At 71.4% G+C, this 22,193-nt stretch carries 24 protein-coding genes; 14 read left to right on the top strand and 10 right to left on the bottom strand.

The features are described 5' to 3' along the window. Positions 1 to 67: 67 nt before the first annotated feature. Positions 68 to 1,693 carry a SulP family inorganic anion transporter gene (locus tag AMIS_RS15265; protein ID WP_014443217.1) on the bottom strand — a complete coding sequence of 542 codons (1,626 nt, stop codon included), beginning with the start codon at positions 1,691 to 1,693 and terminating at the stop codon, positions 68 to 70. A gap of 115 nt (positions 1,694 to 1,808) precedes the next feature. Between AMIS_RS15265 and AMIS_RS15270 the strand changes: the two genes are divergently transcribed. Further along, positions 1,809 to 2,147, top strand: a complete 339-nt coding sequence (locus tag AMIS_RS15270; protein ID WP_014443218.1) for a TfoX/Sxy family protein — start codon at positions 1,809 to 1,811, stop codon at positions 2,145 to 2,147. 30 nt (positions 2,148 to 2,177) lie between these two features. On the opposite strand, the gene AMIS_RS15275 is transcribed toward AMIS_RS15270, so the two are convergent. Continuing rightward, positions 2,178 to 2,603 (bottom strand): Hsp20/alpha crystallin family protein, encoded by a 426-nt coding sequence (locus AMIS_RS15275; RefSeq protein WP_014443219.1) that lies wholly within the window; start codon positions 2,601 to 2,603, stop codon positions 2,178 to 2,180. A 231-nt stretch (positions 2,604 to 2,834) separates the two neighbouring features. Here AMIS_RS15275 and AMIS_RS15280 point away from each other — a divergent pair, with 231 nt between their 5' ends. Next, the gene (locus tag AMIS_RS15280; protein WP_014443220.1) at positions 2,835 to 4,175 is read left to right on the top strand and encodes an NAD(P)/FAD-dependent oxidoreductase; all 1,341 of its coding nucleotides are present in this window, start codon (positions 2,835 to 2,837) and stop codon (positions 4,173 to 4,175) included. Here AMIS_RS15280 and AMIS_RS15285 read toward each other — a convergent pair. After that, entirely contained in the window at positions 4,153 to 4,752 is a 600-nt protein-coding gene (locus tag AMIS_RS15285; RefSeq protein WP_157434874.1) for a TetR/AcrR family transcriptional regulator, read from the bottom strand. The genes AMIS_RS15280 and AMIS_RS15285 overlap by 23 nt on opposite strands. Positions 4,753 to 4,816: 64 nt before the next feature. Here AMIS_RS15285 and AMIS_RS15290 point away from each other — a divergent pair, with 64 nt between their 5' ends. Together AMIS_RS15290 and AMIS_RS15295 are read left to right on the top strand one after the other, a co-directional pair. Next, positions 4,817 to 6,412, top strand: coding sequence for an acetyl-CoA acetyltransferase (locus tag AMIS_RS15290; RefSeq protein ID WP_231859309.1), 1,596 nt, complete (start codon positions 4,817 to 4,819; stop codon positions 6,410 to 6,412). 149 nt (positions 6,413 to 6,561) lie between these two features. Then, complete coding sequence (locus tag AMIS_RS15295) at positions 6,562 to 7,122, top strand: hypothetical protein (protein WP_157434875.1); 561 nt, start codon at positions 6,562 to 6,564, stop codon at positions 7,120 to 7,122. Between the two features lie 86 nt (positions 7,123 to 7,208). Here the strand turns inward: AMIS_RS15295 and AMIS_RS15300 are convergent, their stop codons facing one another. Both AMIS_RS15300 and AMIS_RS42690 read right to left on the bottom strand, forming a co-directional pair. Continuing rightward, positions 7,209 to 7,550 carry an immunity 53 family protein gene (locus AMIS_RS15300; RefSeq protein ID WP_231859310.1) on the bottom strand — a complete coding sequence of 114 codons (342 nt, stop codon included), beginning with the start codon at positions 7,548 to 7,550 and terminating at the stop codon, positions 7,209 to 7,211. 659 nt (positions 7,551 to 8,209) lie between these two features. Next, on the bottom strand, positions 8,210 to 8,572 hold the full coding sequence (locus AMIS_RS42690; protein ID WP_014443226.1) for a hypothetical protein: 363 nt from the start codon (positions 8,570 to 8,572) through the stop codon (positions 8,210 to 8,212). 114 nt (positions 8,573 to 8,686) lie between these two features. Here AMIS_RS42690 and AMIS_RS15305 point away from each other — a divergent pair, with 114 nt between their 5' ends. The 4 genes from AMIS_RS15305 (at position 8,687) to AMIS_RS40565 (ending at position 13,017) form a co-directional block, all read left to right on the top strand. Further along, positions 8,687 to 8,983 carry a hypothetical protein gene (locus AMIS_RS15305; RefSeq protein ID WP_014443227.1) on the top strand — a complete coding sequence of 99 codons (297 nt, stop codon included), beginning with the start codon at positions 8,687 to 8,689 and terminating at the stop codon, positions 8,981 to 8,983. A 168-nt stretch (positions 8,984 to 9,151) separates the two neighbouring features. Beyond that, positions 9,152 to 9,580: a universal stress protein gene (locus tag AMIS_RS15310; RefSeq protein ID WP_014443228.1), complete on the top strand. Its 429-nt coding sequence runs from the start codon at positions 9,152 to 9,154 to the stop codon at positions 9,578 to 9,580. Positions 9,581 to 9,627: 47 nt separating this feature from the next. Further along, on the top strand, positions 9,628 to 10,821 hold the full coding sequence (locus tag AMIS_RS15315) for an FIST signal transduction protein (protein ID WP_157434876.1): 1,194 nt from the start codon (positions 9,628 to 9,630) through the stop codon (positions 10,819 to 10,821). Positions 10,822 to 10,833: 12 nt separating this feature from the next. Beyond that, positions 10,834 to 13,017 (top strand): putative bifunctional diguanylate cyclase/phosphodiesterase, encoded by a 2,184-nt coding sequence (locus AMIS_RS40565; protein WP_014443230.1) that lies wholly within the window; start codon positions 10,834 to 10,836, stop codon positions 13,015 to 13,017. A gap of 15 nt (positions 13,018 to 13,032) precedes the next feature. Here the strand turns inward: AMIS_RS40565 and AMIS_RS15325 are convergent, their stop codons facing one another. Then, positions 13,033 to 13,374, bottom strand: a complete 342-nt coding sequence (locus AMIS_RS15325) for a hypothetical protein (RefSeq protein ID WP_014443231.1) — start codon at positions 13,372 to 13,374, stop codon at positions 13,033 to 13,035. Beyond that, on the bottom strand, positions 13,371 to 14,012 hold the full coding sequence (locus AMIS_RS15330) for a class I SAM-dependent methyltransferase (protein ID WP_014443232.1): 642 nt from the start codon (positions 14,010 to 14,012) through the stop codon (positions 13,371 to 13,373). Before AMIS_RS15330 ends, AMIS_RS15325 begins: the two co-directional genes overlap by 4 nt. A gap of 230 nt (positions 14,013 to 14,242) precedes the next feature. On the opposite strand from AMIS_RS15330, the gene AMIS_RS15335 reads away from it, so the two are divergent. From AMIS_RS15335 to AMIS_RS15345, 3 genes are read left to right on the top strand one after another with little or no spacing between them, the layout of a single operon-like run. After that, entirely contained in the window at positions 14,243 to 14,476 is a 234-nt protein-coding gene (locus AMIS_RS15335) for a hypothetical protein (RefSeq protein WP_014443233.1), read from the top strand. A gap of 14 nt (positions 14,477 to 14,490) precedes the next feature. Then, a complete protein-coding gene (locus tag AMIS_RS15340) occupies positions 14,491 to 15,738 on the top strand; it encodes an MFS transporter (RefSeq protein ID WP_014443234.1) in 1,248 nt (415 codons plus the stop codon). Then, complete coding sequence (locus tag AMIS_RS15345) at positions 15,735 to 16,529, top strand: tetratricopeptide repeat protein (protein WP_014443235.1); 795 nt, start codon at positions 15,735 to 15,737, stop codon at positions 16,527 to 16,529. The genes AMIS_RS15340 and AMIS_RS15345 overlap by 4 nt, the downstream gene beginning before the upstream one ends. 68 nt (positions 16,530 to 16,597) lie before the next feature. On the opposite strand, the gene AMIS_RS15350 is transcribed toward AMIS_RS15345, so the two are convergent. Together AMIS_RS15350 and AMIS_RS15355 are read right to left on the bottom strand one after the other, a co-directional pair. Beyond that, entirely contained in the window at positions 16,598 to 16,801 is a 204-nt protein-coding gene (locus AMIS_RS15350; protein WP_014443236.1) for a hypothetical protein, read from the bottom strand. Positions 16,802 to 16,851: 50 nt separating this feature from the next. Further along, positions 16,852 to 17,388, bottom strand: coding sequence for a methyl-accepting chemotaxis protein (locus AMIS_RS15355; RefSeq protein WP_014443237.1), 537 nt, complete (start codon positions 17,386 to 17,388; stop codon positions 16,852 to 16,854). Positions 17,389 to 17,629: 241 nt separating this feature from the next. On the opposite strand from AMIS_RS15355, the gene AMIS_RS42695 reads away from it, so the two are divergent. From AMIS_RS42695 to AMIS_RS15365, 3 genes are all read left to right on the top strand, one after another. Beyond that, complete coding sequence (locus AMIS_RS42695; protein ID WP_014443238.1) at positions 17,630 to 17,803, top strand: hypothetical protein; 174 nt, start codon at positions 17,630 to 17,632, stop codon at positions 17,801 to 17,803. A gap of 61 nt (positions 17,804 to 17,864) precedes the next feature. Then, positions 17,865 to 19,865 (top strand): ATP-binding protein, encoded by a 2,001-nt coding sequence (locus AMIS_RS15360; RefSeq protein WP_231859311.1) that lies wholly within the window; start codon positions 17,865 to 17,867, stop codon positions 19,863 to 19,865. 63 nt (positions 19,866 to 19,928) lie between these two features. After that, positions 19,929 to 21,329 carry an FAD-dependent oxidoreductase gene (locus AMIS_RS15365; RefSeq protein ID WP_014443240.1) on the top strand — a complete coding sequence of 467 codons (1,401 nt, stop codon included), beginning with the start codon at positions 19,929 to 19,931 and terminating at the stop codon, positions 21,327 to 21,329. Positions 21,330 to 21,331: 2 nt separating this feature from the next. Here the strand turns inward: AMIS_RS15365 and AMIS_RS15370 are convergent, their stop codons facing one another. Further along, positions 21,332 to 22,087, bottom strand: coding sequence for a DedA family protein (locus AMIS_RS15370; protein WP_014443241.1), 756 nt, complete (start codon positions 22,085 to 22,087; stop codon positions 21,332 to 21,334). Between the last annotated feature and the right edge of the window lie 106 nt (positions 22,088 to 22,193).

Here is a 22,193-nt window from a genome sequence, read left to right on the forward strand (position 1 = left end):
TGGGGTGATGTGACGATCGGCGAGGCCCGGTTCGGCTCCGCGATCACCGGACGGCCGCCGTGGGCGCTCAGGTGTCGCGGCGCTCCCGGATCCAGGCGGTCGCGTCGGCGTAGGCCCGCCGCACCGACGCGCCGACCCGCTCGTCACCGCGGTAGACCTCGACCAGCTCGGTCAGGCCGTCGACGCGCAGCTGCTTGCGGACCCGCTCATTCGCCGACACCAGCATCAGCCTGCTGTCGCAGGCCCGCAGCGCCTCCGCGTACCGGCGCACCACGCCCAGGAAGGTGGTGTCCAGCTGCTCACGCCCGCGCAGCCGGATGATCACCACGCAGTTCCGGGCCGGCGCCGGCAGTTGTTCCTCCAGCACCCGGGCGGCGGCGAACATCAGGCTTCCGTACGGCTGGAGCACCACCACCTCGTCGCCGGCCAACGCGGCCGGCGGGTCGGACTCCACCACCCGTCCGCCGTCGTCCAGCTGCCACCGCCGGATCGTCACCTGATGCGACTGGCGGATCACGTGCAGGACCACCGACAGCCCGACGCCGGCCAGCACGGCGTACTGCAGCGGGATCAGCATCGTCAGGACGAACGTGCTGACCAGCACCGTCTTCTGCACGCCGCCGGTGCGCCACACCGCCGCCAGCGCGGCCGGTTTGATCGTGCGCAGGCCGATCAGCATCAGCAGGCCCGCGAGCGCCGGCATGACGATCCGCCCGACCACGTCCGCGAACGCCATGACGACCACGGCCATCACCGCGGCGGCGATGAACAGCGACAGCCGGGAGCGGGCCCCGGCGGCCCGGTTCAGGCTGGTCCCGGAGACCGAGCCGCCCACCGGCATGCCCTGGAACACTCCGGAGGTGACGTTCGCGGCGCCCTGGCCGACGAAGTCACGGGACGCGTCCGGGTACCGGCCGTCCGGGTTCGGGAAACCGGCCGAGATGGCCGCACCCTGCAGCAGCCCCACGAACGCGAGCGCCAGCGCCGGCACCAGCAGCCCCGGAACGGCCCGCGGATCGGGGGCGACAGGCATCGGCAGCGCGTTCGGCACGGCGCTGAGATCCTCGACGACGCGCACCCCGGTCCAGCCCAGCAGCGGCACCGCGACCGAGGTGACGACGACCGCGACGACCAGGCCGAACGCGCCGACCCGGGTGCGCTCCAGGAGCAGGATCAGCGCGATCGTGACCGCTCCGGTGGCGACCGACTGCGCGTCCAGGAGAGTGGGGTGCAGCAGGGTGTCCAGGGCACGCAGCACCCGGTTGGCGCCGTCGGCCTCGTACCCGGTGAAGTTGGAGAGCTGGCCCAGGACGATGTTGACGCCGACCGCGCTGAGGAACGCCACCATCACCGTGTTCGGCACGAACCGCAGCACGAACCCGAGCCGCAGCAGACCCGCCACCACCATGATCAGTCCGGTCAGCATGGAGAGCGTGAACAGCGCCCGCGCCGGGTCGGCGGCGGCGTGGACCGAGGGCACGTCGGCCACGATGATGCCCATCGCGCCGGTGCCCTGCACGGCCATGAACGCCGAACTGGTGAAGACCGCGCCGCCGAGCGTGCCGAACAAGTAGGCGTAGAGCCCGGCCAGCGGGTTGACCCCGGCGAGCAGGCCGGAGGCGAGACCGTCGGGCACGCTCTCCACGCCGAGCACCACACCGGCGACGGTGTCCTTCCGGAAGGTCTTCTTCACGCCCCGATCCTCGGACCCGTCCCGTCCCGGCACGCCATCCACGGCGAATGAACCCGGGCGTGGCAGGCTCGGGGAACGCAGTGCCGACGGATCGACGCGAGGAAGGAAAACGGCGATGGGGTACGACCGTGAGCTCGCCGAACGGATCCGTGAGGTCCTCTCCGGACGGCCGGTGCGGGAGGTGAGCATGTTCGGCGGACTGACCTTCATGGTCAACGACAAGATCGCCGTCACCGCGAACACCGGGGGCGACCTGATGGTCCGCTGCGACCCGGACCGCGTCGACGACCTGCTCGACCGCGACGGCGCCCAGTGGCCGTCGATGCGCGGCCGGCGGATGAGCAAGGGCTGGATCGTCGTGGAGTCCGGGCGCGTCCAGTCCGACGAGGACCTGCGGTCCTGGATCGAGGAGGCCCTCACCTACAACGCGAAGACGACCGGCGGCGGCGAGTAGACGCCGCCGCCGGGCCGTGACGGGGATCGCTCAGCCCTTGATCTGTTTGCGGCCGGAGGTGCCGCCGCCGATGGCGATGCGGCGGGGCTTGGCGCGGTCGGAGATCGGGATGCGCAGGGTCAGCACGCCGTTGTCGTAGACGGCTTCCAGTTTCTCGGTGTCGAGGGTGTCGGCCAGGAACAGCTGGCGGTTGAACACGCCCATCGGCCGTTCGCTGATCACCGCCTCGACGCCGTCCCGGCTGCGGCGCTGTCGCTGCGCCTGGACCTGCAGGACGTTGCGCTCGACCGTCACGTCGATCGAGTCGGGGTCGACACCGGGCAGATCGAAGTACACGTAGAAGGTGTCGCCGTCGCGTTCGGCGTCGACGTGCATCACCGCGGGCCGGGCGCTGGTGCCGGTGAACTGCTCGAACATCCGGTCGAGCTCACGGAACGGGTCGGTACGCAGAAGCATGGTCATCTCCTCCTTCGGTGCTCCTTCACCGAGGTCTCGTCGTCTCTTCCTGTATTAGCACTCGATCCTGTCGAGTGCAAGCGCCAGCCATGGTGGGCTGCGAGAACGTGCACGCGACGGTACCGATCTCGCAACCGAACCGCTGCCCCGCACCACTAAACGGCCACGGCGAGATGTCGATCAGAGCTGCCGGACGGGATCGAATCGCGGCAGAGGAGAAGGACAAAAGCCATGGGTGACCGGCACAAGGTTGTCGTCGTAGGGGCCGGTTTCGGCGGGCTCTCCGCCGCGAAGGCGCTGCACCGCGCGGACGTGGACGTCACGCTCATCAACGGCACCACGCATCACCTGTTCCAGCCGCTGCTCTACCAGGTGGCGACCGGCATCCTCTCCGAGGGCGAGATCGCGGTTCCGGTACGCGAGATCCTCAAGAAGCAGGACAACGCCGAGGTGCTGATCGGTCACGTGGCCGACGTCGACGTGGACGGCCGCACGGTGACCGCCACCGCGCCGAACGGGACCGAGTACCAGGTCGGCTACGACACCCTGATCGTCGCCGCGGGCGCCTCGCAGAGCTACTTCGGCAACGACCACTTCGCCCAGTACGCGCCCGGCATGAAGACCGTCGACGACGCTCTGGAGCTGCGCGGACGCATCTTCGGCGCGTTCGAGATGGCCGAACTGGAGACCGACCCGGAGGCCGTGCAGCGCTGGCTCACCTTCGTCGTGGTCGGCGGCGGGCCGACCGGCGTGGAGATGGCGGGCCAGATCGCCGAGCTGGCGCACCGGACGCTGCCCGGCCAGTTCCGCCGGATCGACCCCCGGCAGGCCCGGGTCATCCTGGTCGACGCGGTCGACGCGGTGCTGCCGACGTTCGGCGGGAAGCTGTCCGAGAAGGCCAAGCACCAGCTCGAGAAGATCGGCGTCGAGGTCCAGCTCGGCACGAAGGTGGTCGGCGTCGACGGGACCGGCATCACCGTCGAGACCGCGCAGGGCCGGCAGCGCATCGAGTCGGTCACCAAGATCTGGGCCGCCGGTGTGGCCGCTCCGGCGATCTCCCGCCGGGTCGCCGAGGCGGCCGGCGCCGAGGTGGACCGGGCCGGACGCGTCATGGTCAACCCGGACTGCACGGTGCCCGGGCACCCGGAGATCTTCGTCGTCGGCGACATGATGTCGCTGGACCGGCTGCCCGGCGTGGCCCAGGTGGCGATCCAGACCGGCACCTACGCCGGCCGGACGGTCGCGGCGCGCGTCGCCGGCAAGCCCGCGCTCGCGCCGTTCGCGTACCGCGACAAGGGCAGCATGGCCACGATCTCCCGGTTCTCCGCGATCGCGTCGACCGGCGGCATGAAGTTCAGCGGGTTCACCGCCTGGATGATGTGGCTCGTCGTGCACCTGATGTACCTGGTCGGCTTCAAGAACCGGGTCTCCGCCGTGGGCCACTGGTTCGTGTCGTTCCTGGGCCGGGGACGCTCCGAGCGGGTCACCACCGCTCAGCAGGTGATGGCCCGGGAGGCGATCCAGCAGGTCACCGCGGCGGGCGAGCTGGTCAAGGCTGGTCGACCCGAGTAAACGTGCCCTGCAGCAGGAAGTCCACGAGCCGCTGGGCGTGCGCGGCCGGGTCCTCCTGCTTCTCCCTGGGCGTGCTCAGCGCGTGCATCATCGCCCCACCCGCCAGCGTGTCGAGCAGCATCGTGATCGACACGCTGGCGGGCAGCTCGCCGCGGTCGATGCCGCGCCGCACGATCGCGCGGGCGGCGTGGAACTGGGCCTCGCGCATCGCGTGATAGTTCTCCGCGACGCCGGGGATCGTGCCCGCCTCCAGGGTGAGGCGCAGCGCGGCGCGGCTGGACGGCCCGCCGTAGAGGCCGAGGATCTGGGCCGCCAGTTCGACCAGGTCGCCGCGCAGGGTGCCGGTGTCGACGTCGGCGACCCGGACCAGGCCGGTGTTCAACGCGTGGGTGAGCAGCGCTTCCTTGCTGGTCCAGCGCAGGTAGAGGGTGGCCTTGCCGATGCCGGCGCGGCGGGCGACGACCTCCATCGCGAACCCGGCCCAGCCGGTGTCGCCGAAGACGTCGAGCGCGGCCCGGGCGATGCGCCGGTCCACGTCCGGGTCGCGGGGCCGGCCCGGCCCGGGTGCTGCGCTCATTCCGGTCATCCTACGGGTTCGGCGCTATTGCTGAACGGTTACCGTCAGGATACAGTCGCGAAAAGTGAACGGGAATCGTTCAGGATCCCTGGAGCGCGACATGCCGCTGAACTACGACGATCTCGACCCGCGCACCCCGATCGTGGTGGGTGTGGGACAGGCCTCCGAGCTGCTCGACAGCCCGGGCTATCGGCGCCGGTCGCCGGTCGAGCTGGCCGCCGACGCCGCCCGTGAGGCGATCGCCGACACCGGCGCCGGGCTGATCGCCGTCTCCGCGAGCATCGACACGGTCGCCGCCACCCGCCAGTTCGAGAACTCGTTCCCCGGCGTGACGGCACCCCTGGGCCGCTCCGACAACTTCCCCCGATCGGTCGCGCAGCGCGTCGGCGCCCGGCCGCGGCGGGCGGTCCTCGAGGTCGGCGGCGGGCAGAGCCCGCAGCGTCTGGTCAACGAGTTCGCCGCGGCTGTCGCCGCCGGCTCCGCCGAGGTGGTCCTTCTGGCCGGCGCGGAGGCCATCTCCACCATCGAGCGGTACGCGGGAAGCGACGGCGCACCGGATTTCTCCGAGCAGGTCGAGGGTTCCCTCGAGGATCGCGGGTTCGGGCTCGAGGGCCTGCTCTCCGAGCATCACGCGGTCCACGGCCTGACCGACGCGCCCAGTCACTACGCGCTGTTCGACAACGCCCGCCGGGCCCGCCTCAAGCTGTCCCGCGCCGCGTACGCGCAGGCCATCGGCGAGCTGTTCGCCCCCTTTACCAGGATCGCCGCCGCGAACCCGCACGCGGCCGCCCCGATCGAGCGGACCGCCGCCGAACTCGTCACCCCGACCGACGCGAACCGGCCGATCGCCGATCCCTACACCCGGTACGTGGTCGCACGGGAAAAGGTGAACCAGGGTGCGGCGATCGTACTCATGTCCATTGCCGCGGCGAAGCGGCTCGGCGTGCCCACCGACCGGTGGGTCTTCCTGTCCGGACACGCCGACCTGCGGGAACGCGACCTGATGGACCGCGCCGACCTGTCGTCGTCACCGGCGTCGGTGCTGGCCGCGCGGCACGCCCTCGACGTCGCCGGCATCGGCGTCGACGATCTCGCGCACCTCGACCTCTACAGCTGTTTCGCGGCGCCGGTGTTCAACCTCGCCGACGCGTTCGGGCTGACGGCCGACGACCCGCGCGGGCTGACCGTCACCGGCGGGCTGCCGTTCTTCGGCGGCGCCGGCAACAACTACGCGATGCACGCGATTGCCTCGGTGGTCGAGCGGGTGCGTCAGTCGCCGGGCAGCCACGGGTTCGTCGGGGCGAACGGCGGCATGATGAGCAAGTACTCCGCGGGCGTCTACACCACGACGCCGTCGCCGTGGCGGGCCGACGACAGCGCCGCGCTGCAGGCCGAGGTCGACGCGTGGGCGGCGCCGGAGCAGGCGGTCCGGGCCGACGGGTGGGCGACCCTCGAGACGTACACGGTGAAGCACGCGCGCGACGGCAAGCGCACCGGTGTGGTGGTCGGCCGGCTGGAAGCCGACGGGCGGCGGTTCCTCGCGCTCGCCGAGGACGAGATGGTCCTCGACGACGTGCTGTGCAGCGCCGAGCCGATCGGGCAGCTCGTCCACGTGCGCTCGTCCAGCGCCGGCAACCGGATCGCCATGTCCGACTACTAGCTTGCCTTCAACGCCCGCCCCTGCCGGGCGCGGGCAGAGACGGGCAGCGCGCGCACCGCGGCATGTGAGTGAATCGGTCTTTACAGGCGCCGTCAGATCGAACTCCGCTGGCAGCGGTTAGCGGTGAATACTTACGGCATGATCACGTGGTGAGTGATGTGTGGGGCAGTCCGTTGACGGTCGCCGTCGGTCAGACCCAGATTCTGATGGGTCTGACGCCGCCAGCCGTGCTCGGCGGCTACCGGCAGCATGCCGACCTCTCGGAGGATTTCCCTGTCTCCGGTGACAGTGGATACGACGGATACTTCTTCCTCGCCGTCAACGACCATGGCGGCGAGTGGCCGCGACTGGTGGTCACACAGCGATTCGCGCCATCCGGAGCCGGTTTCACGCCGGGAGCGCTGTACGTTCCTGAGCAGCGTCAACTGTTCGTTGGAGCGGGCACCCGTCTACTCGCCTACGAGACACGCTCCGGCCTGTGGCACCGGAACTGGCTGGATGAGGCCGAGTGCGGGTTCTGGTCCTGGCGTCAGCATGACGACGTGGTCATCATGTCAGCTGAGCTCGAGATCGCCGCTTGGCGCACAGACGGCACGAAGCTCTGGACGACATTCGTCGAACCGCCCTGGTCTTACCGGGTTGATTCGGATCAAGTCGAGCTCGACATCATGGGCTCCGTGCGAACCTTCCACCTCAGCAAGGGCCCGTAGACCGGGCTCACATGGTCGCGGCAGAGGAGGGCTCACGAGAGATGGTGATCGCCATAGCCGGGACCCGGGCACACATGGTGCGTTGATCAAGAATTACCGTGGTCTCCATCGGCAACCCAGACCCGGAACTGGTGGATGGCTTCACTGAGATTGAGCGGTCCGCATGCCACCTCGAAGCGGTTGTCGACCACGCGGGCAATGAGCCAGTCGTGCTTGCTGCGGTGGACTTCATGCTTAGGGAACTTCAGGCCGTCCATCGCAGTTGCCTGCAGGTCGACTTTCAGGAACCAGCCAGGATTGTCGAGCGTCTCGATCGACACGCCGTACTCGTGTTCCCACTCTCCATCGCACTGGGTGGTGTACCACCCCTGAAGCCACGTCAAGGCGTCAGGCCCGTCGTAGTGGAACTGGAGATCTTGTCCGGTCACCCGGCCATGATGCCGAAAATAGTTCCGCTCCAACATCCGCTCATCGGCACGAGCGTGCGTCGGGCCGCCAACGGCTCGTGACGACTCGTCGCGGCCCGCCGTCGGCTCAGTGGTGGGACTTGCTTATCGCGGCCGCTGACCTGATGTGGCTTGGCTGAGACCGCGGCTTGGTGCCGGTGGGGTCGTTGGGAGAGCGTTCACGGGATCATCCGCGCTGAGTCGCGGTTGTTTCGGTCAGCGGAGGCGGCCGGGCCGCTGCCATCCCAAGTCCCGGCGTTCTGCGTCCTCTCTGGGATATCGAGCAGCGAACGCCGGCGGGAAAGCCCGATCTTCGAGTGGCGCGCATGTGGGTGGAATCTGCGCCGGAGTTGGCTCCGGGAACCATAGGGTTCGTCCGTCTCGCGCCTCTCGCGCCTCTCGCGCCGCTCGACTGGCGAGACCTGCAGGCAGGCCAGTCAATCACCATGCACGAGGGCACACACCCGCAGTCGGAGCAGGCACCGTCATCGAAGTAGCCGGACCGGTCCGACAGCGGTGACAGCACGCAACGCGCCAGGTCGATGTCAGGCGTATCGAACCGGATGACCACGCTCGACGACACGCGCGATCGGCGGCAGATCAGTGCGTTCGCCGCCTCGACAAACCTTGCGTTTCGACGGCTATGGCCGGGCGAATCCTCCGCCGTCGCCAGGCCGCAACCGCCCCGCTTGCGGGTCGAAGCAGACAAGTCCAAAACGGGCTGCCAGTTCTGCTGCGCAGAGCGACACCTCAGCGGCTCGGCTGTAGCTGAGCGTGATGTAGGCGATCGGTCCGGAGACGGAGACTCCCGACGAGTACGGACTGTCCTCGGAATCCTCGGGCCAGCGTGCCAGCAGGGCCTCAGCGAAGGCAGCGACAGGACCGACCGGTTCCGTCAGCCAATCGCCCTCGAGGTGCCGCCTGAACAGATTCTCGAAGGTCGCCTTCCCGCCAGCATCGGTTGTCGGCTGCGGCCCTTCCCACACGGCCAAGTCATAGCTCACGAGTAGCAGTATGCCGGGACGCTGCGGCGCCTCTACCCGGCGGCACGACGGCCTGCGCCCGGCATGACAGCATGTCGTTCACCATGATCAATGAGGCGACGACAGGGGACCACAATGATCGACATGCAGGTGCGTAGCGCGAGCGGTGAGGTGGTGGTTCATGGCGCGAATGGCATCCGATGGTCCGAGGCGCTGGCGCGGCTGGATCCAGAGGACTTCCCGTTTTTGAGTAGCTTGCTGCCATATGCGGATGCCATCTTCAATTCAAGGCAGACCGAGAGGCTGCGGCGGGAACTCTCCGATCAAAATGTTCGAACCATCATCGGAGAAGACGCCGCGGTGGAAGCTGAAAGACTCAGCAGGAAAGTCGAGGAGGGTTCCCATCTGTATTTGTGGTTCGTGGGCGACTGACTCACGTTCCGCCTGCTCAAGCGGGCGCCGGGTTGGACCGCTCCGCGGTCCCGGGCGCTCTGGCCCTCTTGAAGCAGGACCCAGCCCATCTTTGCTGAACGGTTAACGTCGGGATACCATACGAATAAGAGTACGGTTGGCGTTCCGTTATCCTCGCCGGAGGTCGTGATGGCCGGACTGATCGTCGTGGGCGTCGATGGCACCGACACGTCGATGCGGGCGGCCGCCTACGCCGTCGGCCTGGCCCGCCGGCAGGACGCCCGGCTGGTCGGCGTCTACGTCCGGCCGTTCGCGAGCAGCATGGTCTCGATCGCCGACACCTACGGTTCCGCGGTCGCTTCCGAGGTCGAGGCGCAGAACGAGGTGGAGAGCCAGTTCCGTGACACGGTGGTGCGCGAGCGCCCGCGCCTCGGCGTCGACTTCGAGCTGGTGGTGCGGCACGGTGACCCGTTCGCCGAGCTCTGCCGGGTGGCCTGTGAGAGAGCCGCCGACGCGGTGATCGTGGGCCGCTCCGAGCAACCCCTGCACCGGTTCGCCGGCTCGGTGGCGCAGCGCCTGACCCGCTGCGGCCGCTGGCCGGTGACCGTCGTCCCCTGAGCGGCTGACCGGCTCAGGAGCGGCGGGCTGCCGCCGATCGTACGGATATGCACAGTCGGGCCGGGGAGCCGTCGCGCTGGATGGGCGTGGGGCACAGCGCGAGCGCGGAGGCGGAGACCGCCGGCAAGGACGCCGCGGCGCAGGCCGCCGGCGGGCGGGAGCCGGGTCTGCTGATCGTCTTCTCCTCCACCGGGTACGACTTCGACCGCCTGCTCGACGGCGTCCGCGGGGAGGCCGGCGCGGGCACCGCCATCATCGGCTGCACCACCACCGGCGGGATCGCCGGCGGACCCGGCGGCGCCGATGCCGGGGTCGTCGTGACGGCCCTGGGCGGATCCGGTCTGGAGGTCCGCACCGCGGTCGGGCGGGACGTCTCGGCCCGGCCGCAGGAGGCCGGCGCCGACGCTGCTGCCGGGGTGGCCGGGCTGACCCGGGAGCACCGGGCCGGGCTGCTGCTCTGCGACGGGCTCGCCGGGGTGCAGCACGAGGTGGTGCGCGGGGCGTACTCGGTGGTGAGCGCGGTGGTGCCGCTGGTCGGCGGATGCGCCGGGGACGACATGACGTTCCGCCGCACCCACCAGTTCATCGGCGACCGCGACGGCGTGGAGGTGCTGACCGACGCGGTCGTCGGGCTCGGCCTCGGCTCCGACGCGCGGATCGGCGTCGGCATCGCGCACGGCTGGCAGAAGCAGGGCGAGCCGATGGTGGTGACCCGCAGCGACAAGGGCCGCCTGTACGAGCTCGACGGCGATCCGGCCCTCGACGTCTACCTGCAACGCCTCCGGGCCGACCGTTCGCTGGCCGCCGACGGGCAGGCGTTCCAGAACGCCTCCTTCGCCAAACCGCTGGGGCTGTCCCGGCGTACCGGGGAGGACATCCGCACCGCCCACGCCGCCGACCTGAAGGACGGCTCGCTGGTGTTCATCGCCGACGTGCCGCAGGGTGCGCTGGTGTGGGAGATGGCCACCGACGAGGACGCGCTGATCGCCGCCGGCGCGGAGTCGTGCCGCCAGGCGGTCGACGCGCTCGACGGCGCCGGGGTGGCCGGTGTGCTCGTCTTCGACTGCGGCATCCGCAAGGCCCGGCTCGGCCCCGAGGGCGTCGCGCAGGAGATCGCCGCCATGGAGCAGGCGATCGCCGGGGCTCCGATGGCCGGCTTCTACACGTACGGCGAGGTCGCCCGCACCCGGGGCGCCCGCGGCATGCACTTCCTGACCGTCGTGACGCTCGCGGTCGCCTGAGGGCGGCCGCCTGTGGCCCTGCACTGGTCGACCCACCAGCTCACCGAGTTCTTCTCGGCGGTCAGCGCCTCCGGCGACGCCGACGCCGCGGTCCGGATCGCGGTCCCGCGGGCGCTGGAGGCCCTCGACGCCGACGCCGGCGCCGTCGTCCTGGACGGCGAGACGGGCGTACGGGGGCTCACCGGCCTGCCCGGGGAGATCCGCGCCGAGCAGCTGAGCGCCGCCGTCGCCGGGGAGCCGATCATCGACCTGCCGCTGCTCGGCGAGGTGAACAGCGCGTACGCGGCTCTCGGCAGCGGCATCGGCGGCGGTCTCGTGGTCGCGCGCCTGGACGACGAGTTCAGCGCCGAGGAACGCCAGATGCTGCAGGGCATGGCCCAGGTGCTCGGGCTGGCGCTGCGCAACCTGCGGACCCTGGCCACCGAACGGGCGCTGCGGGAGGAGGGCGCCCGGCGGCAGGCCCTGCTGGAGACCCTGCTCGCCGTCCAGCGGTCGATCTCCCGGCGGGAGCCGCTGCAATCGGTGCTCGACGCGATCACCGTCGGGGCGTCCGGGCTGCTCGGGCAGGTCCCGGTCGCGCTGGCGCTGTGCGACCCGGCCGAGCCGGGCCGGCTGATCGTGGCGTCCCGGGCGCACTGGCCCGAGCCGGCCACCACCGCGAGCGTCGTGCTCGGTCCCGCCGCCGACGCGATCGAGGCGGGGCAGACGGTACGGCGTACCAGCCCGTCCGGCGACCGGATCACCGCCACGCCCGTGCACGCCCGCGGCGACGTCGCCGGGAGCCTGGTCGCGGCCGGGCTCGGCGACACCGACACCTCACACGTGATGACGGCGCTGAGCCAGCAGATCAGCATCGCCCTGACCGACGCCCGCACGGTCGAGGCGATGCGTGAGGCCTACCGGGACCCGCTCACCGGGCTGCCCAACCGCAGGCTCTTCGCGGAACGCCTGGACCAGTCGCTGACCGGCGAGCAGTGCCGTGCCGTCGTGCTCCTCTTCATCGACCTGGACCGGTTCAAGGCGGTGAACGACACCCTCGGCCACAACGCGGGCGACGAACTGCTCGCGGCGGTGAGCGAACGCATCCGCGGTCAGCTGCGGCCGTCGGACGTGGCGGGGCGTCTCGGCGGGGACGAGTTCGCCGTACTGATGGAGGATGTGACGATCGAGGATGCCCGCGCGGTCGCCGAGCGGATCGTGGCCCGGACCGCCGAGCCGTTCTCCATCGCCGGCCGCGTCGTGCACATCGGCGCCAGCATCGGCATCGCGGCGGCCGCCGTGGGCGGCGTCGACGCGACGGGAATCCTGGGCAACGCCGACATCGCGATGTACCGCGCCAAGCGGACCGGATCCGGCCGGGTCGTCGTCTACACGGCCGACATGCACGCGGGGGAGACCACCCGGCTGCGGCTGCGGGCCGACCTGGAGGACGCGGTGCCGGGCCGGCAGCTCCAGCTCACCGTGCAGCCGCTGGCCCGGCTCAGCAGCGGCACCCTGGACGGCGTCGAGGTGGCGGTCCGCTGGCGCCACTCCAGCGGCGCCGTCGCGTACGCGGAACTCGCCGCCCTCGCCACCGAGGCCGGGCTGATCGGCGAGATCGGCGGCTGGATGCTGCGCGAGACCATCGCCTGCCTGCACGACTGGCGCGCCGTGCGGCCCGGCCTCACCGCCGGCGTGAGCATCTGCGCGCAGCAGATCGCCGACGAGCGGTTCGCGTCCGACGTGGCGGCGGCCCTGGAGAACGGGAGTCTCCCCGGCAGCGCCCTCGTGCTGCAGGCGACCGAGGCCGCCCTCACCGCCGACCCGGTCCGGGCCGCGAGCACCCTGCGCCTGCTGCGCCATTGCGGGGTACGCCTGGCGGTCGCCGACTTCGGCACCGGACCGTCCTCGTTGTCCCTGCTGCGGCAGTTCCCGGTCGACCAGGTGCGGATCGACCGCAGCTTCGTCAGCGGCATGACCCGGTCGAGCGCGGACCTCGCCGTCGTGCGGGCGATCGTCGGCGCGGCGCGGGCGCTCGACCTGGAGATCGTGGCCGACGGGGTGCAGGACGCGGAGCAGGCGCAGGCCCTGGTCCGGATGGGGTGCCACCTCGGTCAGGGCAACCACCTGTACGGTCCGATGGAGCCCCGCCTGTTCACCACCCTGTTGCGGCGGGGGCAGGCCCTCCCCAGACTGACCGACCCCCTCACCGCCTGACGGTGCCGGCGGGCGTCAGGCGTTTCCCGTCGCGGGTGGAGTGATCACGGAGAGTTCCAGGATCGCGGGGAGGGGGGCCACACCGGGACCGCCGGCTCGCACCCAGGTCATCAGGCCGCCGAGCACCGCGTCGTCGTGGACCAGCCCGAACCACACCGGTCTCGCGCCGCCGCGCCGCGCCGCCGGGTCCGGCTGGACGACGATCACGTTGGACTGGTCGCACACGTCCAGGCACTGGCTCACCCGTACCCGATGGTGTGGTTCGAGGCCGGCGCGCAGCGTGCCGAGCTGGACGTCGTGATCTGTCGACGGGTGTTTGCGCGGGCTGCCGCAACAGCAGTCCCGGCACACCGTCACCGTGTTCCCCAACCCGTGCCCCTTTCGCTCCCGGCATTATGAACCGTCGCTAACTCGAACCCGCCGCCCGGCCACTGCAGCCGGTGCGTCCCCCGCTGCGGCCGCAACAGCCGTTCCCCGGCGTGCCCACCGTCGGCGGGCACGCACAGCATCGCCTGCACGCTGGTGGTCAGAAAGATGAGCCGCCCACCGGGCCGCAGCAGCCGTGCCGCCTCCGGGATCCACCGTTCCGGGTCGCACCACACGCACGCGCCGTACTCACTGATTACAAGATCAAAAGACCTGTCGGGCAGGGGTACGGTGGTCGCGTCGGCCTCCACGAGCGGGAACGACAGCCCGAATTCCTGCTGGCAGCGCCGGGCCGTGTCCAGCTGCGCGGGCGTCAGGTCCACACCGACCGGTCGCGCGCCGAGCCGGGCGAGCCGGGCCGAGACGTACGCGGTGCCGCACCCGAGCTCCACGACGTCCACGTTGCGGACGTCGCCGAGCACGCCCAGCTGCCGTTCGGCGTTCCCGAAGAGCCCCCAGGTGAACTCCTCGGCGGCCCACGCGTCGTGGGCGCGCGCGTCGGTGAACTCCGCGTTCACCAGCGTCCACAGCGCCCGGTTGACGGCCGGCTCGTCCCGGGAATCAAGCATGGCCCGACTGTCCCAGCCGGATCGGGCGCGTCCGTCATCCCGGACGGACGAGTTTTCCAGCCGGACATCCGACCCTGCACGAGGGAAAACGATTCCCGGTAGCGCTCAGGATCCCGGTCCACCCGACCGAGGTATTCAACCCGGTGAAGTCGTTCGGTCACGATGAGTTCCATCAACGACGAGATCGCGAAAAAAGCGATTTTGTACGAAAAATCATTGGGAGCATTGTGATGGGAACAGTCAAGAACGCATCCCGCGGCACGTCGCTCAACCACACCGAGGTGGTTCTCGGCCGGGGCCGCGAACTCAACCACACCGAGGTGACGCTGCGCCGCGGCGCGTCGCTCAACCACACCGAGGTGACGCTGCGCCGTGCCTGGGCGCTCAACCACACCGAGGTGACGCTGCGCCGGGGCGCGTCGCTCAACCATTCCGAAGCGCTGCTGAGCCGGTCCGCTCGCTGATCCGCCGACGGGCGATGGCGCTTTCCGTCGAGCAAGCCGTCGCCGGACGGCCGGGGAACCTCGCGGGGTTCCCCGGCGCCGTCTGGCTGCTGCTGGCCGGCGACCTGATCACGGCGGCCGCCGTCGGGCTGACCCAGCCGTACCTGGTGGTCTTCCTGCACGAGACGCGCGGTGTGCCGCTGGCGGTGGCGACCGGTCTGGTGGCTCTCGCCGCCGTCGCCAGCCTGGTCGGCAACCCGGTCGCCGGGGCGCTGATCGACAGGTGGGGTGGCCGTCCGGTCATGCTCGCCGGGCTGGCGGTGGCCGCCGCGGGCATGCTGACGCTGGCCGGCGCGCCCGGCTCGGCGGTCGCCGGGCTCGGCGTGGCGGTGACCGGCCTCGGCTGGTCGGTGTCGATGCCGGCTCTGTCGACCCGCCTGGCGACGCTGACCGTGTCGGCGCGGCATCCACGGGTCTACACCCTGCAGTACGCGCTGTTCAACGTGGGCATGGCCGGTGGCGCCGCGGCGGGCGGGCTGGTGATCGCGCGGGTGGCGCCGGCATCCGCGCAGGGCCGTACCGTGCTGCCGTGGCTCTGGATCGGCGCTGCTGTGCTGTGCCTGGCCGGCATGGTTCTCGCAGCCTCGGCCGGCCGGCAGGCGCCACCGGCCCGGGCGGCCGGAACGCCGTCCGGCGGCTATCGGCAGGCTCTCGCCGACCGGCGGCTGCTGCCGGTGCTGGGCGCGGCGACGCTGCTGTCCACGGTCGGGTACGGGATCTACAACGCGGCCCCGCCCGTGCTGGCGGTCGCCGCGAACGACGCGGCCGCGCTCTCCTGGCTGACCATCGCCAACGCGGTGACCGTGGTCGTGGGCGCACCCGTGGCGCTGCGGTACGCCGAGCGGCTCCGGCCCCGTACCGCACTGCTGTGGACCGCGCTGCTGTGGGCGCTGGCCTGGCTGGTCTGCGTGCCCGCCGTGGCCGGCGCCGGATTCGAGCTGCGGACGGCGCTGGTGTGCGCCGCGGTGCTGACCGGCGCCGGGGAGCTGCTCATCGCCGGCGCCCTGCCGAGCCTCGTCAACGCGGTCGCGCCGGAGGAGCTGCGGGGACGCTACAACGCGCTGTCGAGCTGGTCGCTGACCGCCGGCATGATGGCCGGGCCGCTGCTGACGTCGGCGGCCACGGCGTCCGATGACACGCTCGCGCTGCTGTGCACGGCCGCCGGGCTGGCCGGAGCCGCCGGGCTGCTCCTGCTGCTCACCCGCCGATCGGGGACGTCGTGACGACCGCGCAGGCCGAACTCGACCGCGCGGAGGAGCTGCGGGAACAGGGCCGGTACGCCGAGTCGGAAGCGGTCCTGACACCGCTGATCAGGCGCGTCGACCGGGAGTGCGGCGCGCGGTCGGTCGCCGCGGCGCGGGTGCGCAACGCCTACGGGCTGCTGCTGAAGGCCACCGGACGGTACGCCGAAGCGAAGACCTGCTACCTGCAAGCGCTGGACATCCTGTCGTCGTGCGGCTCTTCCCCGGGTGAGGTGGTGACCGATCTCGCGGCCGTGCACCACAACCTGGCGGGCATCGGGTTCGTGCTCGGCGAGATCGAGGAGGCGATCGGCTGGGGGAGCAGGGGACTGGAGCTCCGGCGTACCGTGGCCGGGCCTGATGATTTTGATCTTCTCTGCGACGAGGGGAACCTGGCGCCGATCCTCATCGCGGCCGGTGAGCTGGACCGGGCCGAACGGATGCTCGCGCACGTGCACGATCAGTTCGTGGCGCGGCTCGGCGCCGACGACTACGAGGTCGCGGTGGTGCTGACCAATCTCGGTGTGCTGGCCGCCCGGCGGGGTGATCGTGCGGCGGCGCTGACGCGTCTCGGCGAGGCGATCCGGATCAAGACCGATCGGCTGGGGCCGGAGCATCCGGAGCTGATCCGGACGCTGATCAACATCGCTGTGGTGGCGGAGGACGCGGGGGAGGCGGAGCGGGCCGGGGAAGCGGTGGCGCGAGCCCGGGGGATCGCGGAGCGCACGCTGCCGGAGGGCCACGAACTGCGGCAGACCCTGCGCGACTGGTGACGCCGAGGCCGCCCTCTTCGGCGACCTCGGCGGCTACTCGTGGATGGCCCCCGGGCGGATGTCCCGGATCAGTCGGGCGGGCCGATCGGGCTGCCCTGAGCGGCGGGACTGTCCGCGGCCCGCCCCGGAACGCCCGGCCCGCTCTCGTCGGCGAGGTGCCGGTGGTCGTGATCGAGGTCGCCGGGATTGTCGTTGTCGGGTTCGGTCATCGCGTCGGGATCGAAGGAGCCGGGATCCGCGACGCTGCTCAGGTCATGATTCGGGAGGCTCATGACACCGGGATACCCGCGAGCCTCGGTGCTATCCGCGATCAGCGCGCATCTCACAACCGGAAACGGTCGACGATGCGGCGCAGGTCCTGGGACATCCCGGCCAGCTCGCCGGCGGCCTGGTCGGTCCGGGCCACACCCGTGGTGGTCTGGCGCACGGAGGCCGCCTCGATCGTCGCGTTCAGCGCGAGGAGGTTGGTCTGCTCGGCGATCGCGGTGTTCGTCTTGATCACATTGCCGATCTCGGCCGACGACTCACCCAGTTTCGCCATCACCGCGCTGGTGGTCGCGGTGACCGCCACGGCCCGACCGGCCACCTGGACGGCCTGCGTCGTGCTCTCGCTGATCTCCGGGATCGACGCGCCCATCTCCTCGGCGCCGGCCGCCACCGTCTGGATGTTGTGCGACATCGTCGCCGCCGAGTCGGCGACCGAGGCGGCCTGCTGCGCGCCCTGGTCGGCGCTTGTCGCGCTCTGCCGGCTGGTCTCCGCCAGCATTCCCGCCTCGCTGGACAGGGTCTGCGCGTGGGCGGTCAGATCGGTGACGGTCTGCCGCAGCGTGCCGGTCGCCCGGCGCAGCGAGTCTGCCATGTGCCCGAGTTCGTCCCGCTGGTCGACCTGAGGGTCGCCGGAGAGGTCACCGGCGGCTACCGCTCCATCGGCCCGGCATCGATCGAAGTGATGACAACGGGCACCAGTTCACCTGCTGTTCACGACACGGGCGTCCGCAGACCCACCGTTCACCGAAGGTTCCCGAGGCCGGTACTGCCACCGCCCCCGCCCGGCCGAAGACTGGACCACAGACCTCGATCCGCGTCAGGCGGAGGACGACATGATCCTTCTGGTAGTCGTGCCACTCGCCCTCGTCGGCGGCAGCACCTGGCTGGTGCTGACCCAGTCCGTCGCCGGTGATCCCGGACGGCATCAGCGGCTGACCCGCGCCGCGCTGCTCGCCTGCGTGGCGGTCGCCGCCGCCGTTCTGGCCGTGACGGTCATGAGACTCTGACCGACTGTCGTACCGGTGACGGGTGCTGGCCCCGGAGGTCCAGGGGGTCGACACTGGACGGGTGGCGGCTTCCGTCCTCGGCGACGTCATCGAGCAGGCGCGCCGGCGCACCTTCGTCGGCCGCCGTGACGAGCTGCGGTCGTTCGGGGAGGCGCTGGCCGGGCGGTCGCCGCGGCGGGTGCTGTTCGTGCACGGGCCGGGCGGGATCGGCAAGACCGCGCTGCTGCTGGAGATGGTGGCCCGGGCGCGTGCCGCCGGCCGGGCCCCGGTGCTGCTGGACGGGCGGGAGATCGATCCGACGCCGGAGGGTTTCCGGCGGGCGGCCGGCGGTCACGGGTCGCTGCTGCTGATCGACTCGTACGAGTATCTGAGCGCCATCGACGGCTGGCTGCGCCGGGAGTTCGTCCCCGGCCTGCCGGTGGACGGCCTGCTGGTGCTCGCCGGCCGGGAACCGCCGCCGGCCGCCTGGCGGGTGGATCCGGGCTGGCGGCAGATCGTCGCCGTGCACCGGGTCGACCACCTCGACGACGGTGACAGCGCGGACCTGCTGGCCCGCGCCGGTGTCGCCGAGGCGGCGCTGCGGCAGCGGCTGCTGACGCTCGGCCGGGGCCACCCGCTGACCCTCGCGCTGCTGGCCGACGTGGCCGACGGCGGGGCCGTGCCGGAGAGCCTCGCCGAGGTTCCCGATCTCGTCTCGGTGCTGCTGGAGTCGCTGCTGCGCGACGCGCCCTCGGAAGCGCACATGACCGGCCTGGCGACGTGTGCGCGGGCCTGGCTGACGACCGAGGACCTGCTGCGCAAGACGGTCGGCGACGACGCGCCCGAGGTGTGGGGATGGTTGCTCCGCCGCCCGTTCGTGCACTGCCGGCCGGGTGGGCTGACCCCGCACGATCTGACCCGGGAGGTGCTGGAGGCGGAGTTCGAGCGCCGGTCGCCGGACCGATACCGATCACTGCACCGGATCATCCACGATCATGCCGTCGCGGGGATCCGGTCCACGACCGGGCTGGACCGGCAGTGGCTCGCCCAGCAGCTGGCGTACCTGCATCGGCGCAGCCCGCTCACCGACGCCTACTTCACGCTGCGCAGCCAGGGCACGGCCGCGGTGGTGCCGGCCAGGCCGGAGGACCATGCGACGCTGCTGGCGCTGATCGAACGCGACGAGGGCCGGGTGAGCGCGGCGCTCGCCGAGGGCTGGTTCGCCGACGAGCCGGGCCAGATGAACGTGGTGCGCACCGAGGACGGGGTCGCCGGTTTCACGTACGGGATCTACTGCCCCTGTGGCTCGCCGATGGAGGACCGTGATCCGGTCGTGCGGGCGATCCTGGACCACGTGGCCCGGACGGCGCCGACGCGTCCCGGCGAGCGCGTCGACATCGGCCGTTTCTGGTCAGGTGTGCGCGAGGGGCAGCGGGACAAGTACGCGCTGCTGGCCGGCTCGGTCACCTCGATCATCACCTGGTGCACCGAGCCGATCGCGTGGTCGTTCGTGGTGTCGGTCGACCCGGAGCACTGGGGGCCGTTCTTCGGCTATCTCGGCTTCTGTCCGCTGGTGGAGGTCACCGTGGACGGCCGGCTGCACGTCGCGTACGGGATGGATTGGCGTCGTTTCCCGGTCGAGGACTGGCTGGAGCTGATGAGCGAGCGGGAGCATCAGGGCGGCGCGGGACCGCCGCCGGAGTCGGCGCTGCGGCCGCCGCCGCTGACCCGGGAGGCGTTCGGTGACGCGGTACGCCATGCCCTGCAGAATCTGCACCGCCCGGACCGCCTCCGTGCGTGCCCGCTGGTCGGCAGCCGGATCGGCGCCGACACCGCCCAGGTGCGCGCGAGCGTGATCGCCGCGATCGACCGGCTGGCCGGCACACCGAAGGGCGACCAGCTCCGGGCCGTGCTGAACCGGACGTTCCTGCGGGCGGCACCGAGCCAGGAGGCCGCGGCCGAGGTGCTCGGGCTGCCGTTCAGCACCTATCGGCGGCACCTGGCGCGCGCGCTCGACCAGGTGACCGAGCTGCTGTGGGCAGTCGAGATCGGGACGGGTGAGCAGGAGTTGAGCACCGACTGACCTGGAGACCGGGCAGCTGCCCGGACCACGATGCCGCCATCGGCACATCGATGGAGGTGCGACATGGCACGGATCGTGGTTCTCGGTGCGGGACTCGCCGGTCTCGGCACGGCGTTGCTGCTGGCCCGCGACCGGCACGAGGTGATCGTGGTGGAGCGTGACCCGGCCGGGCCGCCGCCTCCCGCGGAGACCGACACCGCGTGGAACGACTGGCAGCGGCGCGGGGTCAACCAGTTCCGGCTGCCGCATTTCATGCTGCCGCGCTGGTGGCAGCTGGTGCGCGAGCAGCTCCCGGAGGTCGGTGACGCGCTGCCGGCGGTCGGGGCGCGCCGGGTGAACCTGATCGGCATGCTGCCGGAGGAGCAACGCGGCCCGATCCGTCCCGGCGACGAGCGGTTCGACACGGTGACCGCCCGCCGGCCGGTGCTCGAAGCGGTGCTGTCGGCCGCCGCCGCGACCGCCGGGGTGACGATCCGCCGCGGCGTCGCGGTCACCGGCCTGACCACCGACGGGCACACGCGGGTGACGGGCGTCCTGACCGCGGCGGGCCCGGCGATCCCCGCCGACCTGGTGGTGGACTGCGGCGGCCGGCGCTCGGCCCTGAGCGCCTGGCTGCAGGCAGCCGGCGCCAGAGCGCCCGCCGAAGAACGGTCGGACTCCGGCTTCGTCTATCACTGCCGGCAGTTCCGATCGGGTACGGGGGAACTACCGTCAGCGCTGGCCAACCTGTTGCACCACTACGACTCGCTGTCGGCCATCACCCTGCCCGGCGACAACGGCACGTGGAGCGTGGTCCTGGCGACCGCCAGCCGGGACAACGCGCTGCGCGGCCTGCGCGAGCCGTCCCGCTGGCACGCGGCGATCGCCCGTTACCCGCTGCTCGCCCCCTGGGCCGACGCCGAACCGATCTCCGGCGTCGACGTGATGGCCGGCATCGAGGACCGCTGCCGGCGTCTGGTGGTCGACGGCGATCCGGTCGCCACCGGCGTGGTAGCGGTCGGTGACGCGTGGGCCTGCACCAGCCCGTCGGTCGGCCGGGGCGCGTCGATGGCGATGATCCAGGCGGTGCTCCTGCGTGACCTGCTGCGGGAAACCGACCCGGCCGACCACGACAAGTTCGCCCGCGGTTTCGACGAGGCGAGCACCCGGGTCGTCGAGCCGCTGTACCGGGCGACCGTCTGGACCGACCGGCACCGGCTCGCGGAGATGGCCGCGGACGCCGCCGGCACGTCCTACCAGCCCGGGGACCCGCGGTGGGCGATGAGCAAGGCGCTGTTCGCGGCCGGGCTGGCCGACCCCGATCTGGCCCGCGGGTACGCCTCGATCGCGGCCTTCATCGCCACACCCGACGAGGTGTTCGGCGCTCCCGGCGTCGTGGACCGGGTGGTCGCGCTCGGCATGGGCGCACCGCGGTATCCGCTGCCCGGCGCCACCCGGACCGAGTTGCTCGCCGCTCTTTCCTGAGTTTACCGCTGCCGGTCCATGACTCGCGCCACGCCCCGCGCCGTCGGATAGTGGTTCGGGTTGCCGAGCCCGTCGAAGTCCGGGGCGGGGCGTCCGTCGACGTCCGCCGCGGCCGGGTCGCCACCGGCCGCGAGGGCCCGCTTGCGGGCCAGCACCCGGCGCGCCACCAGGAAGATCACGAAGGCGACGCCGAGCCCGAGCACGACCTTGGAGACCGGGCCGAGGATGCCCTCCACCCGCTCCCAGTTGTCGGCGAGCAGCCAGCCCGCGCCGATCAGAGCCGCGTTCCAGATGCCGCTGCCGATCGCCGTGAACAGCACGAACGTCTTCAGCGGCATCCGCGCCACACCGGCCGGGAGCGAGATCAGACTGCGGATGATGGGCACGCACCGAGCCGCCAGCACCAGCCAGGAGCCGTACTTCTCGAACAGCGCGTAACCACGCTCCACGTCCGCCCGCGTCGCCAGCACGAACCAGCGTTTGCCGGCCAGGGCGTGCAGCCGGTCGTACCCCAGAAGGGCGCCGACGTAGTAGAGCACCAGCGCACCGGCGAGCGCGCCGATCGTGGCCGTGGTCCAGACCGCGAAGACGTTGAGGTCGCCGTCACGGGCGCGGAAACCGGCGAGCGGCAGGATCAGCTCGGACGGGATCGGCGGGATGACGGTCTCGAGGAAGAGCAGCAGGCCGACGCCGATGGCTCCCAGCGCATCGACGAGCCGGAAGACCCAGTCGGTGATCAAGTCGGTGATGCCACCCACGCGGAAATCGTCTCCTCTGGCGGACCGGCCGGCCGGTGCGGCCGATGAACCGCCGAAGATACGGGCGAAATCTACGGACTTCCTGAGAACGTGCCCAGCGGGAACG

It is taken from the genome of Actinoplanes missouriensis 431, assembly GCF_000284295.1.
In the GTDB taxonomy this organism is placed as follows: domain Bacteria; phylum Actinomycetota; class Actinomycetes; order Mycobacteriales; family Micromonosporaceae; genus Actinoplanes; species Actinoplanes missouriensis.

What these genes read in the sequence shown, in the direction of transcription:
- AMIS_RS15270 (WP_014443218.1), top strand. Translation starts at nt 1,809, where the DNA reads ATGGGGTACGACCGTGAGCTCGCCGAACGGATCCGTGAGGTCCTCTCC.
- AMIS_RS15275 (WP_014443219.1), bottom strand. Translation starts at nt 2,603, where the DNA reads ATGCTTCTGCGTACCGACCCGTTCCGTGAGCTCGACCGGATGTTCGAG.
- AMIS_RS15280 (WP_014443220.1), top strand. Translation starts at nt 2,835, where the DNA reads ATGGGTGACCGGCACAAGGTTGTCGTCGTAGGGGCCGGTTTCGGCGGG.
- AMIS_RS15285 (WP_157434874.1), bottom strand. Translation starts at nt 4,752, where the DNA reads ATGAGCGCAGCACCCGGGCCGGGCCGGCCCCGCGACCCGGACGTGGAC.
- AMIS_RS15305 (WP_014443227.1), top strand. Translation starts at nt 8,687, where the DNA reads ATGATCGACATGCAGGTGCGTAGCGCGAGCGGTGAGGTGGTGGTTCAT.
- AMIS_RS15310 (WP_014443228.1), top strand. Translation starts at nt 9,152, where the DNA reads ATGGCCGGACTGATCGTCGTGGGCGTCGATGGCACCGACACGTCGATG.
- AMIS_RS15315 (WP_157434876.1), top strand. Translation starts at nt 9,628, where the DNA reads ATGCACAGTCGGGCCGGGGAGCCGTCGCGCTGGATGGGCGTGGGGCAC.
- AMIS_RS15330 (WP_014443232.1), bottom strand. Translation starts at nt 14,012, where the DNA reads ATGCTTGATTCCCGGGACGAGCCGGCCGTCAACCGGGCGCTGTGGACG.
- AMIS_RS15335 (WP_014443233.1), top strand. Translation starts at nt 14,243, where the DNA reads ATGGGAACAGTCAAGAACGCATCCCGCGGCACGTCGCTCAACCACACC.
- AMIS_RS15340 (WP_014443234.1), top strand. Translation starts at nt 14,491, where the DNA reads ATGGCGCTTTCCGTCGAGCAAGCCGTCGCCGGACGGCCGGGGAACCTC.
- AMIS_RS15350 (WP_014443236.1), bottom strand. Translation starts at nt 16,801, where the DNA reads ATGAGCCTCCCGAATCATGACCTGAGCAGCGTCGCGGATCCCGGCTCC.
- AMIS_RS15355 (WP_014443237.1), bottom strand. Translation starts at nt 17,388, where the DNA reads ATGGCAGACTCGCTGCGCCGGGCGACCGGCACGCTGCGGCAGACCGTC.
- AMIS_RS42695 (WP_014443238.1), top strand. Translation starts at nt 17,630, where the DNA reads ATGATCCTTCTGGTAGTCGTGCCACTCGCCCTCGTCGGCGGCAGCACC.
- AMIS_RS15365 (WP_014443240.1), top strand. Translation starts at nt 19,929, where the DNA reads ATGGCACGGATCGTGGTTCTCGGTGCGGGACTCGCCGGTCTCGGCACG.